The 17,758-nt window shown below is 53.2% G+C and carries 14 protein-coding genes; 7 read left to right on the forward strand and 7 right to left on the reverse strand.

Features of this window, described 5'->3' with window-relative positions; all coding sequences use genetic code 11:
- Positions 1-48: 48 nt before the first annotated feature.
- The 4 genes from ACSBQV_RS00775 to ACSBQV_RS00790 all read right to left on the reverse strand — a co-directional run bounded on the left by ACSBQV_RS00775 (position 49) and on the right by ACSBQV_RS00790 (position 4,821).
- Positions 49-1,602, reverse strand: coding sequence for a peptide MFS transporter (locus ACSBQV_RS00775; protein ID WP_042784184.1), 1,554 nt, complete (start codon positions 1,600-1,602; stop codon positions 49-51).
- Between the two features lie 474 nt (positions 1,603-2,076).
- Positions 2,077-3,315 carry a multidrug efflux MFS transporter MdtG gene (mdtG, locus tag ACSBQV_RS00780; RefSeq protein WP_099782712.1) on the reverse strand — a complete coding sequence of 413 codons (1,239 nt, stop codon included), beginning with the start codon at positions 3,313-3,315 and terminating at the stop codon, positions 2,077-2,079.
- 199 nt (positions 3,316-3,514) lie between these two features.
- Positions 3,515-3,799 carry a YciI family protein gene (locus tag ACSBQV_RS00785; RefSeq protein WP_033642669.1) on the reverse strand — a complete coding sequence of 95 codons (285 nt, stop codon included), beginning with the start codon at positions 3,797-3,799 and terminating at the stop codon, positions 3,515-3,517.
- A gap of 101 nt (positions 3,800-3,900) precedes the next feature.
- Complete coding sequence (locus tag ACSBQV_RS00790) at positions 3,901-4,821, reverse strand: Kdo(2)-lipid IV(A) acyltransferase (protein WP_025159951.1); 921 nt, start codon at positions 4,819-4,821, stop codon at positions 3,901-3,903.
- Between the two features lie 405 nt (positions 4,822-5,226).
- Between ACSBQV_RS00790 and ACSBQV_RS00795 the strand changes: the two genes are divergently transcribed.
- Positions 5,227-6,294 (forward strand): rhodanese-related sulfurtransferase, encoded by a 1,068-nt coding sequence (locus ACSBQV_RS00795; RefSeq protein WP_033638032.1) that lies wholly within the window; start codon positions 5,227-5,229, stop codon positions 6,292-6,294.
- 42 nt (positions 6,295-6,336) lie between these two features.
- Here the strand turns inward: ACSBQV_RS00795 and ACSBQV_RS00800 are convergent, their stop codons facing one another.
- Together ACSBQV_RS00800 and ACSBQV_RS00805 are read right to left on the reverse strand one after the other, a co-directional pair.
- Positions 6,337-6,915, reverse strand: coding sequence for a YceI family protein (locus tag ACSBQV_RS00800; RefSeq protein WP_016928208.1), 579 nt, complete (start codon positions 6,913-6,915; stop codon positions 6,337-6,339).
- A gap of 23 nt (positions 6,916-6,938) precedes the next feature.
- Entirely contained in the window at positions 6,939-7,493 is a 555-nt protein-coding gene (locus tag ACSBQV_RS00805) for a cytochrome b (RefSeq protein WP_099782710.1), read from the reverse strand.
- A gap of 442 nt (positions 7,494-7,935) precedes the next feature.
- Here ACSBQV_RS00805 and ACSBQV_RS00810 point away from each other — a divergent pair, with 442 nt between their 5' ends.
- The gene (locus ACSBQV_RS00810) at positions 7,936-8,994 is read left to right on the forward strand and encodes an AI-2E family transporter (RefSeq protein WP_099782708.1); all 1,059 of its coding nucleotides are present in this window, start codon (positions 7,936-7,938) and stop codon (positions 8,992-8,994) included.
- 127 nt (positions 8,995-9,121) lie between these two features.
- On the opposite strand, the gene ACSBQV_RS00815 is transcribed toward ACSBQV_RS00810, so the two are convergent.
- Positions 9,122-9,946, reverse strand: coding sequence for an HpcH/HpaI aldolase/citrate lyase family protein (locus tag ACSBQV_RS00815; RefSeq protein ID WP_099782706.1), 825 nt, complete (start codon positions 9,944-9,946; stop codon positions 9,122-9,124).
- A 216-nt stretch (positions 9,947-10,162) separates the two neighbouring features.
- Here ACSBQV_RS00815 and ACSBQV_RS00820 point away from each other — a divergent pair, with 216 nt between their 5' ends.
- Genes ACSBQV_RS00820 through ACSBQV_RS00840 form a run of 5 tightly spaced genes read left to right on the forward strand, consistent with a single transcriptional unit; the run spans position 10,163 to position 17,756 of the window.
- Positions 10,163-12,022 (forward strand): IucA/IucC family protein, encoded by a 1,860-nt coding sequence (locus tag ACSBQV_RS00820; protein WP_099782704.1) that lies wholly within the window; start codon positions 10,163-10,165, stop codon positions 12,020-12,022.
- Between the two features lie 34 nt (positions 12,023-12,056).
- A complete protein-coding gene (locus tag ACSBQV_RS00825; protein WP_099782792.1) occupies positions 12,057-14,162 on the forward strand; it encodes a TonB-dependent receptor in 2,106 nt (701 codons plus the stop codon).
- A gap of 11 nt (positions 14,163-14,173) precedes the next feature.
- A complete protein-coding gene (locus ACSBQV_RS00830) occupies positions 14,174-15,574 on the forward strand; it encodes a Y4yA family PLP-dependent enzyme (protein ID WP_055313500.1) in 1,401 nt (466 codons plus the stop codon).
- A gap of 11 nt (positions 15,575-15,585) precedes the next feature.
- Positions 15,586-16,599, forward strand: a complete 1,014-nt coding sequence (locus ACSBQV_RS00835; RefSeq protein WP_099782702.1) for a PLP-dependent cysteine synthase family protein — start codon at positions 15,586-15,588, stop codon at positions 16,597-16,599.
- Complete coding sequence (locus ACSBQV_RS00840; protein ID WP_099782700.1) at positions 16,599-17,756, forward strand: NAD/NADP octopine/nopaline dehydrogenase family protein; 1,158 nt, start codon at positions 16,599-16,601, stop codon at positions 17,754-17,756. The genes ACSBQV_RS00835 and ACSBQV_RS00840 overlap by 1 nt, the downstream gene beginning before the upstream one ends.
- The last annotated feature ends 2 nt before the right edge of the window (positions 17,757-17,758 follow it).

Genomic DNA, 17,758 nt, shown 5'->3' on the forward strand with positions numbered 1-17,758 from the left:
AAAACCGGCGCATCGAGCGCCGGTTTGCGAGATAAAACGGGCTATCCGTCAGGCGTTGGTCGCCGGTTTTTGCGCGCTCTTGGACTGGGTATTTTCCAGCATGCGGCGAATCGGCACGATCAGCACGATAAGCACGGCGGCGCAGATCAGCAACGCGACTGAGCAGCGGGCGAACAGATTCGGCAGCATATCCAGTTGGTCGGCCTTGACGTGACCGCCGATCAGACCGGCTGCCAGGTTGCCCAACGCGCTGGCGCAGAACCACAGCCCCATCATCTGACCGCGCATTCTCTCCGGCGCCAGCAGCGTCATGGTGGCCAGCCCGATCGGGCTCAGGCAGAGTTCACCCAGCGTCAGCATCAGGATACTGCCCACCAGCCACATCGGCGATACGCCGGCGCCGCCGTTGCTCAGCACATTCTGCGCGGCCAGCATCATCAGGCCAAAACCGCCGGCGGCGCACAGGATGCCGATCACGAACTTGGTGATGCTGCTCGGACGCACGTTATTGCGCGCCAGCGCAGGCCAGGCCCAGCTGAAGACCGGTGCCAGCAGGATGATGAACAGGGCGTTGATCGACTGGAACCATACCGCCGGGATCTCGAAGTCGCCGATCATGCGATTGGTGTAATCGTTGGCGAACAGGTTAAACGAGGTCGGTTTCTGTTCAAACGCTGACCAGAAGAACGCGGCGGAGATCAGCAGGATGAAGCACACCAGCAGGCGTGCGCGCTCTTTGCGGCTCAGGCCGGCAAAGGCGAACAGATAGATGAAGTACAACGTGACCGACGCGGCGATCACGTACACCAGCACGCTGGCCACCTCGACCGGATTGATGACGATAGTGCCTTGGGCGATCAGCACGATGACCGCCACCAGGATGGCCGCCAACGCCAGCAACCAGGCGCCGACGCCTTTTTTCTTCGCGACCGGGCTGTTCCAGGTGGAGTCCAGGCCCACTTCGCGGTCATAGCGTTTCATCGCCGGGACGGCGAACACCCGGAAGATCACCAACGCCACCAGCATCCCGATACCGCCGATGCCGAAGCCCCAGTGCCAGCCGTGTGACTTGATCAGCCAGCCGGAGATCAGCGGGGCGATGAACGAACCGATGTTGATGCCCATGTAGAACAGCGAGAAACCGCCGTCGCGACGCGCATCGCCTTTCTTGTACAGCGTACCGACCATCACCGAGATACAGGTCTTGAACAGGCCGGAACCGAGCACGATGAACATCAGACCGATGAAGAACAGGTTGGTGCCCATCACTGCGGACAGCGCGATCGACAGGTGGCCGAGCGCGATCAGAATCGAACCGTACCAGACGGCCTTGCGTTGGCCGAGCCAGTTGTCCGCCAGCCAGCCGCCGGGCAGCGCCGCCAGGTACATGCTGCCGGCGAAGATGCCGACGATCGCCGACGCGTTCTCGCGCGCCAGGCCCAGGCCGCCGTCGTACACCGTGGCGGCCATAAACAGGATCAGCAGCGGACGGATGCCGTAGAACGAGAAGCGCTCCCACATTTCGGTGAAGAACAGAGAACCCAGCGGATAGGGATGGCCGAAGAAGGTCCGGCTTTCTGACTTATTGACAGAGGATTGCATAACGATTTCCCAATAAAAGGCGCTGCAAGGCTGCAGCCCGTACTGTGGTATGTATGTGTATTTAATGAAGGCGATCCGCCCAATGCGGATTACCCGACAAAACCGCGGCTGCAACGCTGATAAACCGTGGAAAGCGTGCTGACCTTTTCTTCACTTGGCCGATGGTTCACATCTGGCGTGATATTATTTAACCATTTGATAACTGGTCGTTGGTTTTGTCTAGTACCTGTATCCCATTTTTTAGACGAAAAGTCGACAAGCATCTCCTTTTCTGGTTTTTCTGTTGGTTGTGACAGGAATATGATTGACAGCGGGTTTTATGCGCTGAAAGTTAATTATTTGTTGATAAACAAGATGTTGTATTAAGAAAGCTCTGGGTTAGGTGAAAATTCACCGGCGGCGAGAAAACATTATTAAAAATACGGGAAACGCGCCGTTGATCCGGCCAACGGCGGAAACTGGCGATAAATGCAGCTATTGCTCTTCCTGCAGCGTATCTTCCCGCATATAGCCCGGCCGTCGCCGCAGACACCACCAGGAATAGCTGGCGTTGAACAGCACCACCAGCGCGGTGACGCCGAAGACCGCGCGAAAACCGTAACCGGCGGAGACAGCGGCGCCGAGCAGCGGGCCGCTGACGTTGCCGACGTCGCGGAACGACTGGTTATAGCTGAAAATACGGCCGGCCACCTGATTGGTGCAGTTATAAATCAACAGCGTCTGTACCGCCGGCAGCAACGCGCCGTCGGCCGCCCCCAGCAGAAAACGCAGCACCCCGAGTTGCCACGGCGTTTGCACGAACGCCATCGGGATCAGCAGCAGCACCGAAACGATCAGCATGAACACCAGTATGCGTTCCGGGCCGATGCGATCGCCCAGCTTGCCCAGCCGCGGGGCGCTCATCAATGCCGCGACGCCGGGCACCGAGGCGATCAGCCCGCTGATAAACGCCAGATTGTGGGTGGCGCCGGCCAAATCGCGCACATACAGCGTCAGGATCGGCGCGATCGAGCCGGTGGCGATCTGGATGATCATGGTGGTGACGAACAGGCTGAGCACCAGCTTCGGGTTTTTCAGCGAAGCGAACACCTGTTTTGCGTGCAGCATGTCGCGCTTTTGCACCGGGGTGAATTGTTCTTTGACATACAGCAGCGTCAGCACGAAGCAGACGAACAGCACCGCGGCGGTGATATAAAACACCGGGCGCAGGCCGTATAAATCGGCCAGCAGCCCCCCGATCAGCGGGCCGATCAGCGCACCGCCGACGCCGCCGGTGGACAGGGTGCCGAGCGCCCAGCCGCTGCGGTTGCGCGGCACCTGGGTGGCGATCAGCGCGTTGGCGTTGGGAATGAACCCGCCGAGCAGCCCCAGCACCGCACGCAGTGCGAGAAACTGCCAGACCGTTTGCGCCATGCCCATCAGCGCCATGACGATCGCCATACCGAGCGCCGAACGCAGCAGCATCAGTTTGCGGCCGCGTCGATCGGCCAGGGCGCCCCAGAACGGTGCGGCGATAGCGGAAAACAGGAAGGTGATGCTGAACAGCAGACCGGACCACATGTTGAGCGCCTGATGGCCGGTAACGCCCAGCGTCTCTACGTACAGCGGCAGAAACGGCATCACCAGGCTGAAGGCGGCGCCGGTGAGAAAACATCCCAGCCAGGCGACGAAAAGATTGCGTTTCCAGTTAACGGGTTCTGCTGCCGAAGCCATAAATGTCCACTGCCGAAAGGTGACGCGTTTTGCCGGTGGCGAGATGATGGGGCAAAACGTGAAAGTTAGCGTGGTAAGTATGCGCCGCAGGCGCGGCGACGGCAAACGAGGGGACGCAGATAGGGCAAAAAATGAAATAAAGTTTTAAAAATGGCGTTTAAACCTTATTCCGCGCTTGGCGCGCGGAATTTACAGCGTTTTATAGTCCGGCCAGCGCCTCGAAACCGGCGGCAGTGGTGGTGGCGCTAAAGTCGGTGACCTCGTAGTGGGCCACGGCGTTGAACGGATCTTCGGCCAGGATGGCGTCCAGCCGAGCACGCTCAATGCCTTTGGCCAGGATCACGCCGCCGGTGCGGGGATTCTTGCGGCCGGAGGCGACGAAGGTGCCGTCCTGAAAATATTTCTTAAGCCAGGCGATGTGTCCGTCAAGGTGGCTATCGACGTCGGCGATCGGGCGATGGTAGGTCAGGCTGACAATGTACATGGCGGCTCCAAGGGTGGCGGCAAAAGCATTACCATCCCACCCTCGCCGGCGATTCTCAAGGGGCGCGCAATAAAAAACCCGCCGGCGGCGGGTTTGCGCGATCAGTACAGCGAAGGCTCGCCTTCCGGGCGGGTCTTGAAGCGGCGGTGCAGCCACATGTATTGGTCCGGCGCCATCAGGATCTCTTTTTCCACCACTTTATTCATAAAGGCGGCGGCGTCGAGTTCGTTGTCCAGCGGGAAGTTTTCCACCGCCGGCTGCATGATCAGCTCATAGCCTTTGCCGTCCGGCAGGCGACGCGGGGTGAACGGAATGATCGCCGGTTTGCCCATCCGCACCAGCACGTAGCTGCCGGTGGTGGTGGCGGCTTTATCCACCGCGAACAGCGGCACGAAAACGCTGCTGCGCGGGCCGTAGTCGTGATCCGGCGCATACCAGATGATATCTCCCTGTTTCAGGGCGCGGATCATGCCTTTGACGTCTTTACGATCCAGCATCGATTTGTTGGAACGCATCCGGCCCCAGGTTTGCAGCCAGTCCATCAGCTTGTTGTCGTGCGGGCGGTAAACGCCGATGCCCGGGTTGTGAATGCCGAAGATGCGTGCGCCCAGCTCCAGCGTCAAAAAGTGCAGGCCAATCAGCAACACGCCCTGATGGTTGTCGCGCGCTTTTTGAATGTGCTCCAGGCCGCTGACCTTGAACCAGCGCTCGATGCGCCAGTTCGGCCAGAACCACGCCATGCCGGTTTCAAACAACCCCATGCCGACCGATTCGAAATTCTTTACCACCAGCGCATCGCGTTCAGCCTGCGGCATGTCGGGAAAACAGAGTTCGAGGTTACGTTGGGCGATAACGACGCGCCGCTTGAGAAAGCGCATGGAAAATCGCCCGATCGAGGTGCCGAGCCAGTAGATGACGGGATAAGGCAGCAACACCAGCAGATACAGCAAGCCGATGCCTACCCAGGTCAGCCAGTAGCGCGGGTGCAGTAAGGAGCGATTGAAAGTAGGAACTTGAGTCATGGGTTCTCTGTTTTAATACGGTTGTTTAAGTGTAATGACAGAGTCATAGCATGGTCTGACGGCCGGGTGGGCTCGGTCGCTAGGTTCGTTTCTGCCGATTGTTTGCGACTATTGTGGCATTTTTCTGACGATCCGGGAAAACACAACGCATTAAAATCCCCTTTTGGGCGTTAAATATGCATCGAGTGCCGAATTTTTCCACAATATTTCCTGCCAAAAGCCCATGGCGATATCCTTATCAGGAGGTCAATACGGTGGCATCCGGGATGAGTGCGCGATGCAGGTATGCGCACGCGAGCGCCAGGGCTGCGCGGCGGCGGTTTTTCGGGTATGATGTGCGCCGCGCGCGGGCCGGCTGGCTGCGCGCGGTAATCAGTCACCTCCCGAAAGACAGGAAAGTACACCATGCCAGTGTTACATAACCGAATTTCTAATGAGGAACTGAAGGCGCGCATGCTGGCGGAAACCGAGCCGCGCACCACAGTTTCTTTTTACAAATACTTCTCCATCGACGATCCCAAGGCGTTTCGCGACAGCCTGTACGTTCAGTTCGAAAAACTGAAGGTGTTCGGCCGCATCTACGTGGCGAAAGAGGGCATCAACGCGCAGATCAGCGTGCCGCAGCATAACTTCGACGCGTTCAAAGCCGCGCTGTTCGCCTCGCACCCGGCGTTGGATCAGGTCCGCCTGAATATCGCGCTGGAAGACGACGGCAAATCCTTCTGGGTGCTGCGCCTCAAGGTGCGCGAGCGCATCGTGGCTGACGGCATCGATGACGAGAGCTTCGATCCGAGCAACGTCGGTGAGTATCTGCAGGCCGATCGCGTCAATCAGATGATCGACGATCCGAATACGGTATTCGTCGATATGCGCAACCACTATGAGTACGAAGTCGGCCATTTCGAAAACGCCATCGAGGTGCCGTCGGATACCTTCCGCGATCAGCTGCCGATGGCGGTGGAGATGTTGCAGGACAGCAAAGACAAGAATATCGTCATGTACTGCACCGGCGGCATTCGCTGTGAAAAAGCCAGCGCCTATATGCTGCACAACGGCTTTAAAAACATCTATCACGTGGAAGGCGGGATTATCGAGTACACCCGCAAAGCGAAAGAACAGGGGTTGCCGCTGAAGTTTATCGGCAAAAACTTCGTGTTCGATGAGCGTATGGGTGAGCGCATCTCCGACGATGTGATCGCCAACTGCCACCAGTGCGGCGCGCCGTGCGATACCCATACCAACTGCAAGAACGACGGCTGCCATCTGCTGTTCATTCAGTGCCCGAGCTGCGCCGCCAAGTTTGAAGGATGCTGCAGTGAGATTTGCCGCGAAGAGCTGAAGCTGCCGCGCGAAGAGCAGCGCGCGCGCCGCGCCGGCCGCGAAAACGGCGTCAAGATTTTCAATAAATCGAAAGGATTGTTGCAGACCACGATGCACATTCCGGCACCGGAAGAAGAAGGCCCAGCCCGCTGAGCCTGAGGAACCGACAAGCCCGGCCGCTAAGCCGGGCTTTTTTTATTTCTCGCGCACGCCTTCTACGGAGATGATCAGCTCAACGTCTTGCGACGCCGGGCCAAGATCGGTGGTGATGCCGAAATCTTTCAGCTTGATCTTGCCGTTGGCTTCAAAGCCGGCGCGGTAGCCGCCCCACGGATCGTTGCCCTGGCCAATCAGTTTGGCATCGAGCGTAACCGGTTTGGTGACGCCGTTCAGCGTCAGGTTGCCGACCACCGCGTAACCGTCGCCGCTTTTCTTCACTTCGGTGGATTCAAACTTGGCTTGCTTGTTCTTCTCCACGTTGAGGAACTCGGCGCTGCGCAGGTGCTTGTCGCGCTCGGCGTGGTTGGTGTCGACGCTGGCGGTATTGATGGTCACGTTGACCTTGTCCTTGGACGGATCTTTCTCGTCGAAGGTGAAGCCGCCGTCGAAGTCTTTAAAGCTGCCGTACAGCCAGCTGTAGCCCAGGTGCTGGATGCGGAATTCGATAAAGGCGTGTTGGCCTTGTTTGTCGATCTTGTAGTCTGCCGCCAGTGCGGAACCGGCGCTCAGCAGCAGGGCGCCTGCGGTCAGGCCCAATACGGTCTTTTTCAACATAGCAATCTCCATAAATCCAAAGGTTAATCGGCGCTGCTACCCAGCATCCGTTTCAAAGTGACATCACGATCGATAAAGTGATGTTTAAGCGCGGCCAGCCCGTGCAGTACCGAGAGCACTACCACGGCCCAGGCCAGATAAAGGTGTATGGCGCCGGCGGTGTCGGCCTGTTCCGCCATGCCGGTCACGGTGGCGGGCACGTTGAACCAGCCGAACACGCTGATCGGTTGGCCGTCTGCGGTGGAGATCAGATAGCCGCTGATCAGAATGCCGAACAACACGGTGTACAGCGCCAGATGCGCGAGGATGGCGCTGACGCGAGTGAGGCGGCCATAGCTGGCCAGAGGTTTAGGCGGCGGTGAGACAAAGCGCCAGACCACGCGGATCACCATCACGATGAACAGCAGCGTGCCGATGCTTTTGTGGATCTCCGGCGCCTGATGGTACCAGACGTCGTAATAGCCCAGCGTGACCATCCACAGGCCGAGTGCGAACATGCCGTACACCGTCAGCGCCACCAGCCAGTGGATCAACACTGACACATGGCCGAAACGATCGGCGGTATTTTTCCAGAGCATCCTGTTTCCTTCGATTACCGATTGGCTGGCTGCAATAATTAAACTTTAGGAAACATAAAATCAATAATAAATTTAACTATGTTACTACTTTGAAATATTAGTCAGTGAATTTGTTCGAGATGTTCGGAGTTAATCAGATAAATCGTTGGAGATAATATTATTTCGCTCACGAGAGGTTTATGCTAGTCATTGAAAAATGGGGTTATTATCTATTAATGTCAGCTTTTGTCATTTTACGTAAACCCCTCGTGAGTTACCCGGCGAGATTATTTGTTGGCAAAGGTTATGCCTATTTATTGCGGCGCAGGGCAGGGCGGAAAGATTAACTTTGTCGAACGGTTGCGCTAAATCCCCTGCGGTGCAGCGGCGGATTTTGCTACCATTAGCGCCAAGAGCCGGCGCCCTGGCGCCGGTTAACCCAGTGAAATAACAAGGAAACGTCATGGGCCGAACCCGTGTGACCGACAGCAGCCTGCGTCTGGCCGTCCTGCTGGCGATGTTGGTGATCATTTTGGCCGGGGTGAAAGCCGCCGCCGACATTGTGGTGCCGTTTTTGCTGGCGGTATTTCTCGCTATGGTGCTGAATCCGCTGGTGGCGATGCTGGAGCGTAAACGGGTGCCGCGTATCGTCGGGGTGACGCTGCTGGTGATGGCGGTGATCGTGGTCGTGATGCTGTTTATCGGCATGTTGGGGGCTTCGTTGAACGAGTTCGCCCGTTCGCTGCCGCAGTACCGCGGCATGATGATCGAGAAGCTGCGCGAGCTGCAGCATTACGCCGACCGTTTCAATATCAGCCTTTCCAGCGAAGCGATGCTGCAGTATGTCGATCCCAGCGCGGCGATGAATCTGGTCACCCGCATGCTGGGGCACCTGTCTGGCGCGATGACCAACGTCTTCCTGCTCCTGATGACCGTGGTGTTTATGCTGTTCGAAGTGCAGTTGCTGCCTTACAAGCTGCAGCAGGCGCTGGATAAACCGAACGAGGGGCTCGCCGCGATGCGGCGGGCGTTGGATGGCGTGACGCGCTATCTGGTGATTAAAACCATCATCAGCCTGGCCACCGGGGTAATCGTCTGGATCTTCCTGGAGGCGGTCGGCGTGCGTTTTGCCTTTATCTGGGGGCTGCTGGCATTTCTGCTTAACTACATTCCCAACATTGGCTCGGTATTGGCCGCCATTCCGCCGCTGATTCAGGCGCTGTTGTTCAACGGATTGGGTGATGCGCTGGTGGTGGCGGGTGGCTTTATCGCTGTCAACATGGTGATCGGCAATATCCTCGAGCCGCGCGTGATGGGGCGCGGGCTGGGGCTGTCGACGCTGGTGGTGTTCCTGTCGCTGATCTTCTGGGGCTGGCTGCTCGGCCCGGTGGGCATGTTGCTGTCGGTGCCGCTGACGATCGTGGCGCGCATCGCGCTGGAGACTACCGAGGGCGGCTATCGGCTGGCGGTTATCCTGGGGGACGGCCGCCCGCCGCGCCAGCCTCCGGCAGAGCCGGAGTGAGGAGAATTCTTGTAGCCACATTGTGCCCGGGGTTGTTAATGCGTTTGAATAACCCCCCCAACGGTGGCTTAACGCTTCTATCTGACTGTTTATAGTTTGCGTGGTTGACCAATACATTCACTCTGGTTTATTTACTGTTCATTAAACGGACTGCCTGTTTTATTAAGGGTAAATCAACCATCGAGCCACCAACCTGAAAAGCATAGTTATCTCTGGACTGTTTTAACACCTCTTCAGCCCATTTAATTTGTTCCTCCGTAGGGCTAAATGCCTTGGCAACCACATTGATTTGATCCGGATGAATACATAATTTAGCACCGAATCCAAGGGAACGAGCATGGCAGCAATCCGTTAACAACGTTTCGGACGTACAAAATTCGGGGGTGACGCAATCAATAGGGGGCGATAGGTTGGCAAGCCGTGAAGCCACCACGATACGACTTCTCGCATAGAGAAGTGCCTCTGGTGTTTGCAGACAATTAATATCGTGTGAATAATCTAAAGAGCCGAACGCTAATCTGACCACACCGCTACAGGCTATATTCTCACAGTGATACAATCCTCGCGCCGTTTCTATGATGCCGATAAAGGGTAGCCTTGATATTCCGGAATTAAGCCTTGAGTTTATATGGGTTATCGTTTCACTGCATTCCAGTTTTGGCACCATCACACCCGTAATCAATGGCTTATTTAATGAATTGAGCAAGCTGATGTCGTCATCAAACTCCTTGTCGTTTGGATGATTTATCCGGATATATATTCCGGTTTTAATGTTGCTCTTATTAATTTTATGTAGCCAACTCAGAACGTTATCGCGACCAAGGGGCTTTTCGTTCGGATGAACGGCATCTTCAAGATCAATAATGATCGCATCTGTACCACTGGCCAACGCCTTCGAAAACATAACCTCTTTATTAGCAGGGACAAACAAATAGCTAATCTCTACACTCATACCTTTACCGCCTAAGTGATTGATATAAATTTGTTATCTCATCATTGATTACAGTTATGAGAATGATATTGATTATCATTTACATGAATTTATTTTGATGGTAGCGTAGTGACTGAAAGTTTTCAAGGAGCCTGAGAGAGCAATGAAATATCACGTTGACCTTAAGATGCTCAATTTACACCTAATTGTTTCAACCCTCTTACATTGGGAGAAAATATGATGGAGTTGGCAGAGGAGAATGGCTTTGCAGGACAAGCACTTTCAACACAACCTGATTTTTCGGCACGTAACGCACTCTCTCGCATAATTCGTTGTCTTTTTGCGGAAAAACTACTTGATGAAAAGAAACTTGAGGTTTTCGGTGACGAAAGTAGGGTTAATTACCGCCTCTCTGATGGAGAACATATCCTTCAGCTAAATCTAACGGCGGTTTTTCCGGCGAATAGTGTTATTAATCGTGGTGATATTATCCTCGAGGCAGCCGACGGGAGCAAAACCCCGGTTCAGTCACATGAACAACTGATCGACGTCCTGAAAAATGAATTCAGTTTCAGCCCATCGGCTGAGGGGATAGCTAAATTCAATAAAGATGTTGCTAACAGTATCCATAATGATCGGCTGGCCAGAGCGCATCGGTCAAAATGGCGGAATAGCATTGCTAAAGATATGGAGAAAGAGGGGGAGTCTTATTTTGTTAAATGGGTAGGACGTCATCACAGTTTGAGAGAGGGGGCGACCCTCCTGGACCAGTGGGGATCTCTGGAAGGCCACCCTTATTATCCTACCTGGAAGTCCCGGCCTGGATTAAACGATGAAGACATCGAAGCCCTATCCGCCGAATTTGGAGCCCGAGTCACTCTTCGCATGGGGGCCATACAGGACGACATGGTTTATTGCGAGAAGATGCCTCATGTTCAGGATATCCGTCAATGGCTGTCATCGGCCTTTCCTGACGTCTGGAGTGAATGGTGCGACTGGCTCGAAAGTCAGCATCGCAACCCTCAAGAATGGCTGCCCATTCCCCTTCACCCCTGGCATCTTGAACATTGGATCTTGGGTCATTTCGCCAAAGAAATAGACGAAGGAATTCTTTTGCCATTTGGTCCCGAAATTGAAACCGCACCCTCAATGTCGTTCAGAACAATGCTTCCGACGGCCCCGGCATTGCCTTTTATAAAATTGCCCGTTGCCATATGGATGACCAGTGAGATGCGCAGCCTCCAGGCCAAATCCATTCACATGGGGCCGCGTATTAGTACGATTATTGAGGATATCCTGGATGTGGAGCAAGGTTTTGACGGCAAGCTCGACTTTTTTCGGGAAGATGCCGCATGGCACTTTCGTCATAAAGATCGTATGGATGACGCTGAGGGTAAGTTTCTCTCCGTCGTGTTTCGTAGTACGGATGCGTGGACAAGAAACGATAATTCATTGGCTATCACGGTTGCATCGCTATTTACCGCGCTCCCGCATAAATCCGATCCCCTTATCAGTGAGCTGATTGCCTTGTCAGGAGACACGCCTGAGACATGGTTTCGTCATTATACCCGGATCATACTGAAACCGGTCTTGGCTATGTATTTGATTTATGGCGTGGCGCTTGAAGCACACCAACAAAATACGCAGGTTTTATTTGATGATTCCGGCCGCGCTGTGGCCATGCTTATCCGTGACTTCGGTGATGGCCGCACCTGGGCCCCAGCACTCCGTAGGCAAGGTTACGAACTCAAACCTTATATCTGGCCTGGCATTTTACCCACGGTGTTTGAAGATGATATTGAACCCGTCAGAACCTTCGTCGTGGATGCTTGCCTTGTCAGTCATTTACATGAAATCGCCCTTTGCCTGACTCACTTCTATTGCATCCCAGATAATCGTATGTGGAAAGTTATTGGCGAAGAACTTGACCGTGTATTTAAAGAACTTCACCCAAGGCTGGATGCCAGCTTCTGGCATCAGGAACGCGAGCATTTTATGAACCATCCCTGGTATACCCGCTCATTAATGAGCATGCATTTACAACAATATACTGATTATCGACTTCAGCACGGTCTTAATAATCCTTTAGCTGATTGATACGCCGGTAATTCTGGGACTAGAGATAATGGTTATGAATCGTAGAAAGAAGTTTCTGGTTTTGGCTGTTGTAGAAGTTTTAATTCCTTATATTGCGAACGCGGAAGATACCGTTGTCGTTAGCGCCGACAGTACTGTTACACAAACTGAAGATGCACTATCCGAACAAACCAATATTGGCTTATTAGGAAGTAAAGTCATTCATGATACGCCATTTAGTATCAAGGTATATAACTCGCGATACATTGAAAATAGGCAGGCTAAATCTCTCGGCGATGTTATAAAAAATGATTCATCCGTGCGGGTTACCTCTCCTTCAGGTGGGATCCTGGATTCTTTCATGATCCGTGGATTCCCTATTGGTGAAGGCAATACCGGTGAAGTGGCACTCAATGGTGTCTATGGTGTGGCACCAAATTATCAATTATTGCCGCAATATCTCGAACGAATAGAGTTACTGAAGGGGCCGGGCGCGGGACTCTATGGGATGTCCCCGAACGGAGGGGTTGGCGGTGTCATTAACGCCGTGACTAAAAGAGCTACAGCTCAGGATATTAAACGACTCACCACCGCCTGGGAGTCCAACAACCAACTCGGTGCATATGTCGATGTCGGTAAATTGTGGGTTAACCCGGACGGGGAGATGTGGGGAATCCGTTTTAACGGTGGCGGTAGTGGTGGCGATTTGGCACTCGACAATGCCAATAAAAATACGGCATTAGGCGCGCTTGCTCTCGATTATGGGAACGGAGGGGTGAGGGCTTCCCTTGACCTGCTTGATCAATATCAGCGCGTCAAATCCCCAAATCGCCCCTTCACCGTCGCTGCAGGCATAGATGTTCCGGATGCTCCTGACGGCAAGACAAACATCGCACAAAAGGGGATGTGGTGGAAAATCCGGGATCAGGGGGCATTGCTACACACAGAATACGATATTAATGACAACGTGACCGTTTTTGCGAATGCAGGCGGTGGGCGCTCGATGGTTTCACGCATATCAGAGCAAACCCCTAATATTATTAACGACAAAGGAGATGTCGTCTCGACGATTACTAATTTCCGCTTTAAGGTGAATCGTTATACTTTAGAAACTGGCGCGAGAAGTTATTTTTCAACCGGTTCCATTGATCACCAGGCGACGCTGCAGGTCAGTTATTACCATGATCGCCTTGCTATCGCCAGCACCTGGGGGCAAACGGTAGATTCCAATATTTATTCCCCGCCAGACGTTGATGTCACCCTGCCTTCTGCGCCAGCCAGAATATCAAAAACCTCCTCCAGCCAGTTAAGTGGTCTCGCGCTTGCAGACACAATGACCGTACTGGATGGAAGTGTTGACATCACGCCAGGCGTGCGTGTCCAAAGGGTTCGTGCCGATAACTTCGCCGCTAATGGCGATCGTTCATCTTCCTATGATGAATATGCCGTCACTCCGATGCTTGGCCTGGTCTACCGTCCCTGGAAACCCGTTTCGCTGTATGCTAACTACATTGAGGGGCTCAGCAAAGGTGATGTCGCCCCTGGTACGGCACAAAACGCAGGTCAGGTGATGCGTCCATACCGATCGCGTCAATACGAAGTGGGCATTAAATACGATGAGGCGGGAATCCAAAGCAGTCTTGCTCTTTTCCAGATCACGAAGCCAAGCGGTGCAATCGACGGTAACAATACATTCAATTCCAACAGCGAACAACGGAACCGTGGAATTGAACTGAATATCTCCCATGAACCTCTGGATAATTTGCGAATATCAGGAAGTCTTTCCCTGATTGATGCTGAGCTCACCAAATCTCCCACCACTGGCGTTCGTGGTAACAAACCCGTTGGTGTATCCCCGATACAAGCAAACGCGAGTGTGGAATATGACCTCCCTGTCCTACGGGGATTGTCCCTGAACAGTCATGTCAATTACAGCGGGAAGCAGTACGTCAATCAGGCGAATACGCAGTCTATCCGTTCTTGGACCACGGTAGATATGGGGGCTGCCTATAAAACGCGTGTTTACGGTACACCGGCAACTTTCCGCTTTGATGTTCAAAACGTGTTAGATCGCCATTATTGGGCTGGCGTGGCGTCATACAGCACCATTGCGCAGGGAGCGCCACGCACCTTCCTTGCATCGGTAACCCTTGATTTCTGAGAGGATTTAATATGGCTTCGCTGTTAAATACCTATTGCCGGGAAACAACTTCATGGCGGTTAAGCCCTGCCAGAGAATTGCCCCCCTATGTGGATCCTGTTATTGCCCGATGGTTAGAGACGTCCCCTGATACTCTTGTTCGCTTATCAGAAATTTACGGTTCTCCGCTCAATATTGTTTGGCCGCATACCGTGGAGAATAATTTCAATGCGATGGCTGCTATTACGGCGGGATTTGGCATTGAAGCGAAATTTTATTATGGCGTTAAAGTCAATAAATCACAGTCGTTATTACAGGCGGCCGTCACTGCCGGAACAGGGGCTGATGTATCCAGCCTGCATGAACTCAACGATGCTATCCGCGCTGGATGCAGAGGCAACGATTTGTGTGCCACTGGGCCTGCAAAAACAATACGTTTTTTGCAGGAGTTAATTCTGCAGGGGGCGCGGATTGTTGTGGATTCAGTCGAGGAAATGGACGATCTCATGGAGGTAGCTAAACGCTGGAAAAGCCCGACAGGCCGGATCAGTATACTACTGCGCCTTCGCCCCGCGTTCAGCCATACCAGCCGTTTTGGTATGTCATCCCGTGAAGTGAGTGCCGTGCTTCAGAAACTCGAGACCTGTAATCCCTTAAAAATCGATGGCTTCCATTTCCATCTTAGTGGCTACTCGCCCGTATCCAGAGTTAACGCTTTTTTTGACACTTTACCGTTAATTGCCTGCGCCCGTAGTCTTGGCCATTCCCCATGCATTATCGATATCGGGGGAGGATTGCCCGTTCAGTATGTAGAGGGGAATTGCTATAAGGCATGGCTATCCTCACAAACGCAGGAAAACTATCGTACTCGACGGGTCCCGGATGCTTTCTATCCCTATGGTGGCGATATAAACGCTGAGCACTGGCTCACTCAGTTTCTTGGCGGCGCGGACCCTGCGGGTAAAAGAGTCTGCGATGCATTAATCGATGAAGGATTAACGCTGTGTGTCGAGCCCGGAAGAAGTCTGGCCAACCAGAGCGCCATAAGTGTTTTTCGCGTATGTCGAGTCCGGCCTCACGGTGATTCCGGATACGTTATTTTTGTCGAGGGAAGTAGCTTCAGTGCATGCGAAACGTGGTTTAACTCTGAATTCCTAAGCGATCCGCTCCATATTCGTCAGAATTCTCATGAGCCACCTCCTGCTGCGAAAGCATGGATTGCGGGTCATAGTTGCCTTGACGAGGACGTTATAACTAACCGTCTGATTACATTCAAGCACCTGCCTGAACCGGGCGACTTGCTGATATTTGCCAATACTGCTGGTTACCAAATGGATTTACTGGAAAACCAGTTCCACCGGCACCCGCTCCCCACAAGACTGACCGCCGTCATGAGCTCGCGTCAAAACCTCATTTTTACCGTTGACAATTAAGGAGTTGTAAAATGATCTTCAGAAAAGTAACTGATTTGATTGGCAATACTCCCGTCATTCAATTACCGCTGGCGCAATCTGAATCTCGCCTTTATATCAAAGTGGAGAAAAACAATCCTGGCGGGAGCATGAAAGATCGCATGGCCAGAAATATGATTGTTGCGGCGCTGAAATCAGGGCGGATCCAACCAGGTGGGACAATTGTTGAATCATCGTCAGGAAATACGGGGATCGGCCTGGCCATTGCGGCTATCGAATTTGGGCTTAAATTTATTGCAGTGGTGGACCACCATGCCGCTCAGGATAAAATTACCATCATGCGAGCTCTGGGAGCAGATATTCGTTACGTTAAGGGTAATTACGGCGAAAATGAAGTCGCGGTTGTGGAACGACAGCGTATGGCGGCTGAAATTGCGAGTGAAATACCCGGCGCAGTGTTCATGAACCAATCAGATAATGCAGCCAATGCCGGTGGATATGCAGACCTGGTGCGTGAAATTATCTGCCAGATTGGCAAAGTCGACGCGTGGGTTGGATGTGTTGGTACTGGCGGTTCGATGACAGGGATAGCGCATGGCCTCAAGGTTCATAATCCGGATACAGTCACGATCGCCGTAGAGCCAGAAGGCTCTATCGTATTTGGAAAGCCAGGAAAGCCCTATTATCAATCAGGAACCGGCACACCGGAAGGAGACACCGTCGGATTAGTTCTGGATTACAGCTGCATTGATTATGGTGAACAGGTTTCCGACGTCTGCGCTTTTGAAACTGCACGCTATCTTGCGCGCCGTTTCGGGCTGCTTGTTGGCGGTTCTACCGGGGGTGCAATATATAAAGCGTTGGAATTTATCAATAATGGAACGATTCGGGGGAATGTGGCTCTCGTTATTGCAGATGGCGGTGAAAAATATCTAAATACGATCTTCAATGAGGAGTGGCTCAAAGAACGGGATCTTCTCTCCGTGCAAGTTTGGGGGCAACTTGATAGCTGGTTTGCACTCTCTTCTGTTGAGGAGGGAGAATAATGTTCTCAGGCGAGAAGTTAAGGGTAACAATATGTGGGGCCGGCCGTACGGGCCATCTTGCTGCCATTTTATTCAGTCAAAATCCGGCAGTTGCAGTAACTCTCTACACTAGCCGGCCAGAAACTGTCACCGCATATCAAGGCAGTGGCGCTCAGTTGCATGCGATCATGCCTGACGGAAATGTTATAAAAGCCCCTGCCGTCAGGATGACGGCGTCAGCCGATGAAGCCTGTGCCGCTGCAGATCTCATTATCATTACTGCCCCAAGCCATGTGCGCGAAAGCGTGCTTCACAGCATCGCGCCAGCGCTGTCACGGCATAAGCAGGTCTTCGTCGGAGCCATTCCCGGTTTTTGCGGATTTGACTGGATGGCAGAAAAAGCATTTGGAGGCTTATCGAATATTGTTATATGGGGCATGAAAGATGTCCCCCATATTGCGTTTGATCTTGTACCTGGAAAAAGTGTCAGGATGGGGGGGGCGAAATCACAGTTGTACGTGGCTGTTCATTGCCGGGAAACACCTGAGAATACCGATATTCTGCTTGACTACCTGAAGCAGCTTTATGAAGCTCCCGTCACTCTGCTTTCTAATTACCTGGAGATTACCCTTACACCAGGAAATCCAATCATGCACAGCTCCGTCATTTATGGTCTCATCGGCCCATGGGGGCAGTGGCACGGGCATGCTTTCAATCATATTCCGTGTTGGTGGAGTGACTGCCCGGAACTCGGTGCTTATTTCCTTGCTCGCTGTGATGAGGAAAATCAGGCCTTATGTAAAGCTGCCGAACTTTCACTGGGCATCGATCTCAGCTCTGTGCAGTCATTGCAGCAGGAAATAGTCGAGGCATACGGTGACTCAATTTCTGACCCCAGAACACTCCTCAGCGTTTTACGAACGAATAAGGCCTATGAGGGTATCCCGCTGCCTCTGATCCGCGAAGGGCGATCCGACACTTTTATTTTTGACAAAAACCATCGGGTCTTTCGGGAAGATATTGGCTGTGGTTTAAGCCTGCTGGTTTCGATCGGCCAGAGGCTCAGGGTGCCAACACCATATATAGAAGAAATCTATTACTGGTGTTGCGAGTATATGGGAGGGAAGATTGCCCCCTCCCCGACCCCCGCCGATTGGCCAACGGTAAGGGGGAAGTGAGG

The organism is Serratia sp. B501 (genome assembly GCF_051172315.1).
Taxonomy (GTDB): domain Bacteria; phylum Pseudomonadota; class Gammaproteobacteria; order Enterobacterales; family Enterobacteriaceae; genus Serratia; species Serratia ureilytica.

What these genes read in the sequence shown, in the direction of transcription:
- ACSBQV_RS00805 (WP_099782710.1), bottom strand. Translation starts at nt 7,493, where the DNA reads ATGCTCTGGAAAAATACCGCCGATCGTTTCGGCCATGTGTCAGTGTTG.
- ACSBQV_RS00795 (WP_033638032.1), top strand. Translation starts at nt 5,227, where the DNA reads ATGCCAGTGTTACATAACCGAATTTCTAATGAGGAACTGAAGGCGCGC.
- ACSBQV_RS00825 (WP_099782792.1), top strand. Translation starts at nt 12,057, where the DNA reads ATGAATCGTAGAAAGAAGTTTCTGGTTTTGGCTGTTGTAGAAGTTTTA.
- ACSBQV_RS00835 (WP_099782702.1), top strand. Translation starts at nt 15,586, where the DNA reads ATGATCTTCAGAAAAGTAACTGATTTGATTGGCAATACTCCCGTCATT.
- mdtG (WP_099782712.1), bottom strand. Translation starts at nt 3,315, where the DNA reads ATGGCTTCGGCAGCAGAACCCGTTAACTGGAAACGCAATCTTTTCGTC.
- ACSBQV_RS00800 (WP_016928208.1), bottom strand. Translation starts at nt 6,915, where the DNA reads ATGTTGAAAAAGACCGTATTGGGCCTGACCGCAGGCGCCCTGCTGCTG.
- ACSBQV_RS00815 (WP_099782706.1), bottom strand. Translation starts at nt 9,946, where the DNA reads ATGAGTGTAGAGATTAGCTATTTGTTTGTCCCTGCTAATAAAGAGGTT.
- ACSBQV_RS00840 (WP_099782700.1), top strand. Translation starts at nt 16,599, where the DNA reads ATGTTCTCAGGCGAGAAGTTAAGGGTAACAATATGTGGGGCCGGCCGT.
- ACSBQV_RS00790 (WP_025159951.1), bottom strand. Translation starts at nt 4,821, where the DNA reads ATGACTCAAGTTCCTACTTTCAATCGCTCCTTACTGCACCCGCGCTAC.
- ACSBQV_RS00830 (WP_055313500.1), top strand. Translation starts at nt 14,174, where the DNA reads ATGGCTTCGCTGTTAAATACCTATTGCCGGGAAACAACTTCATGGCGG.
- ACSBQV_RS00775 (WP_042784184.1), bottom strand. Translation starts at nt 1,602, where the DNA reads ATGCAATCCTCTGTCAATAAGTCAGAAAGCCGGACCTTCTTCGGCCAT.
- ACSBQV_RS00820 (WP_099782704.1), top strand. Translation starts at nt 10,163, where the DNA reads ATGATGGAGTTGGCAGAGGAGAATGGCTTTGCAGGACAAGCACTTTCA.
- ACSBQV_RS00785 (WP_033642669.1), bottom strand. Translation starts at nt 3,799, where the DNA reads ATGTACATTGTCAGCCTGACCTACCATCGCCCGATCGCCGACGTCGAT.
- ACSBQV_RS00810 (WP_099782708.1), top strand. Translation starts at nt 7,936, where the DNA reads ATGGGCCGAACCCGTGTGACCGACAGCAGCCTGCGTCTGGCCGTCCTG.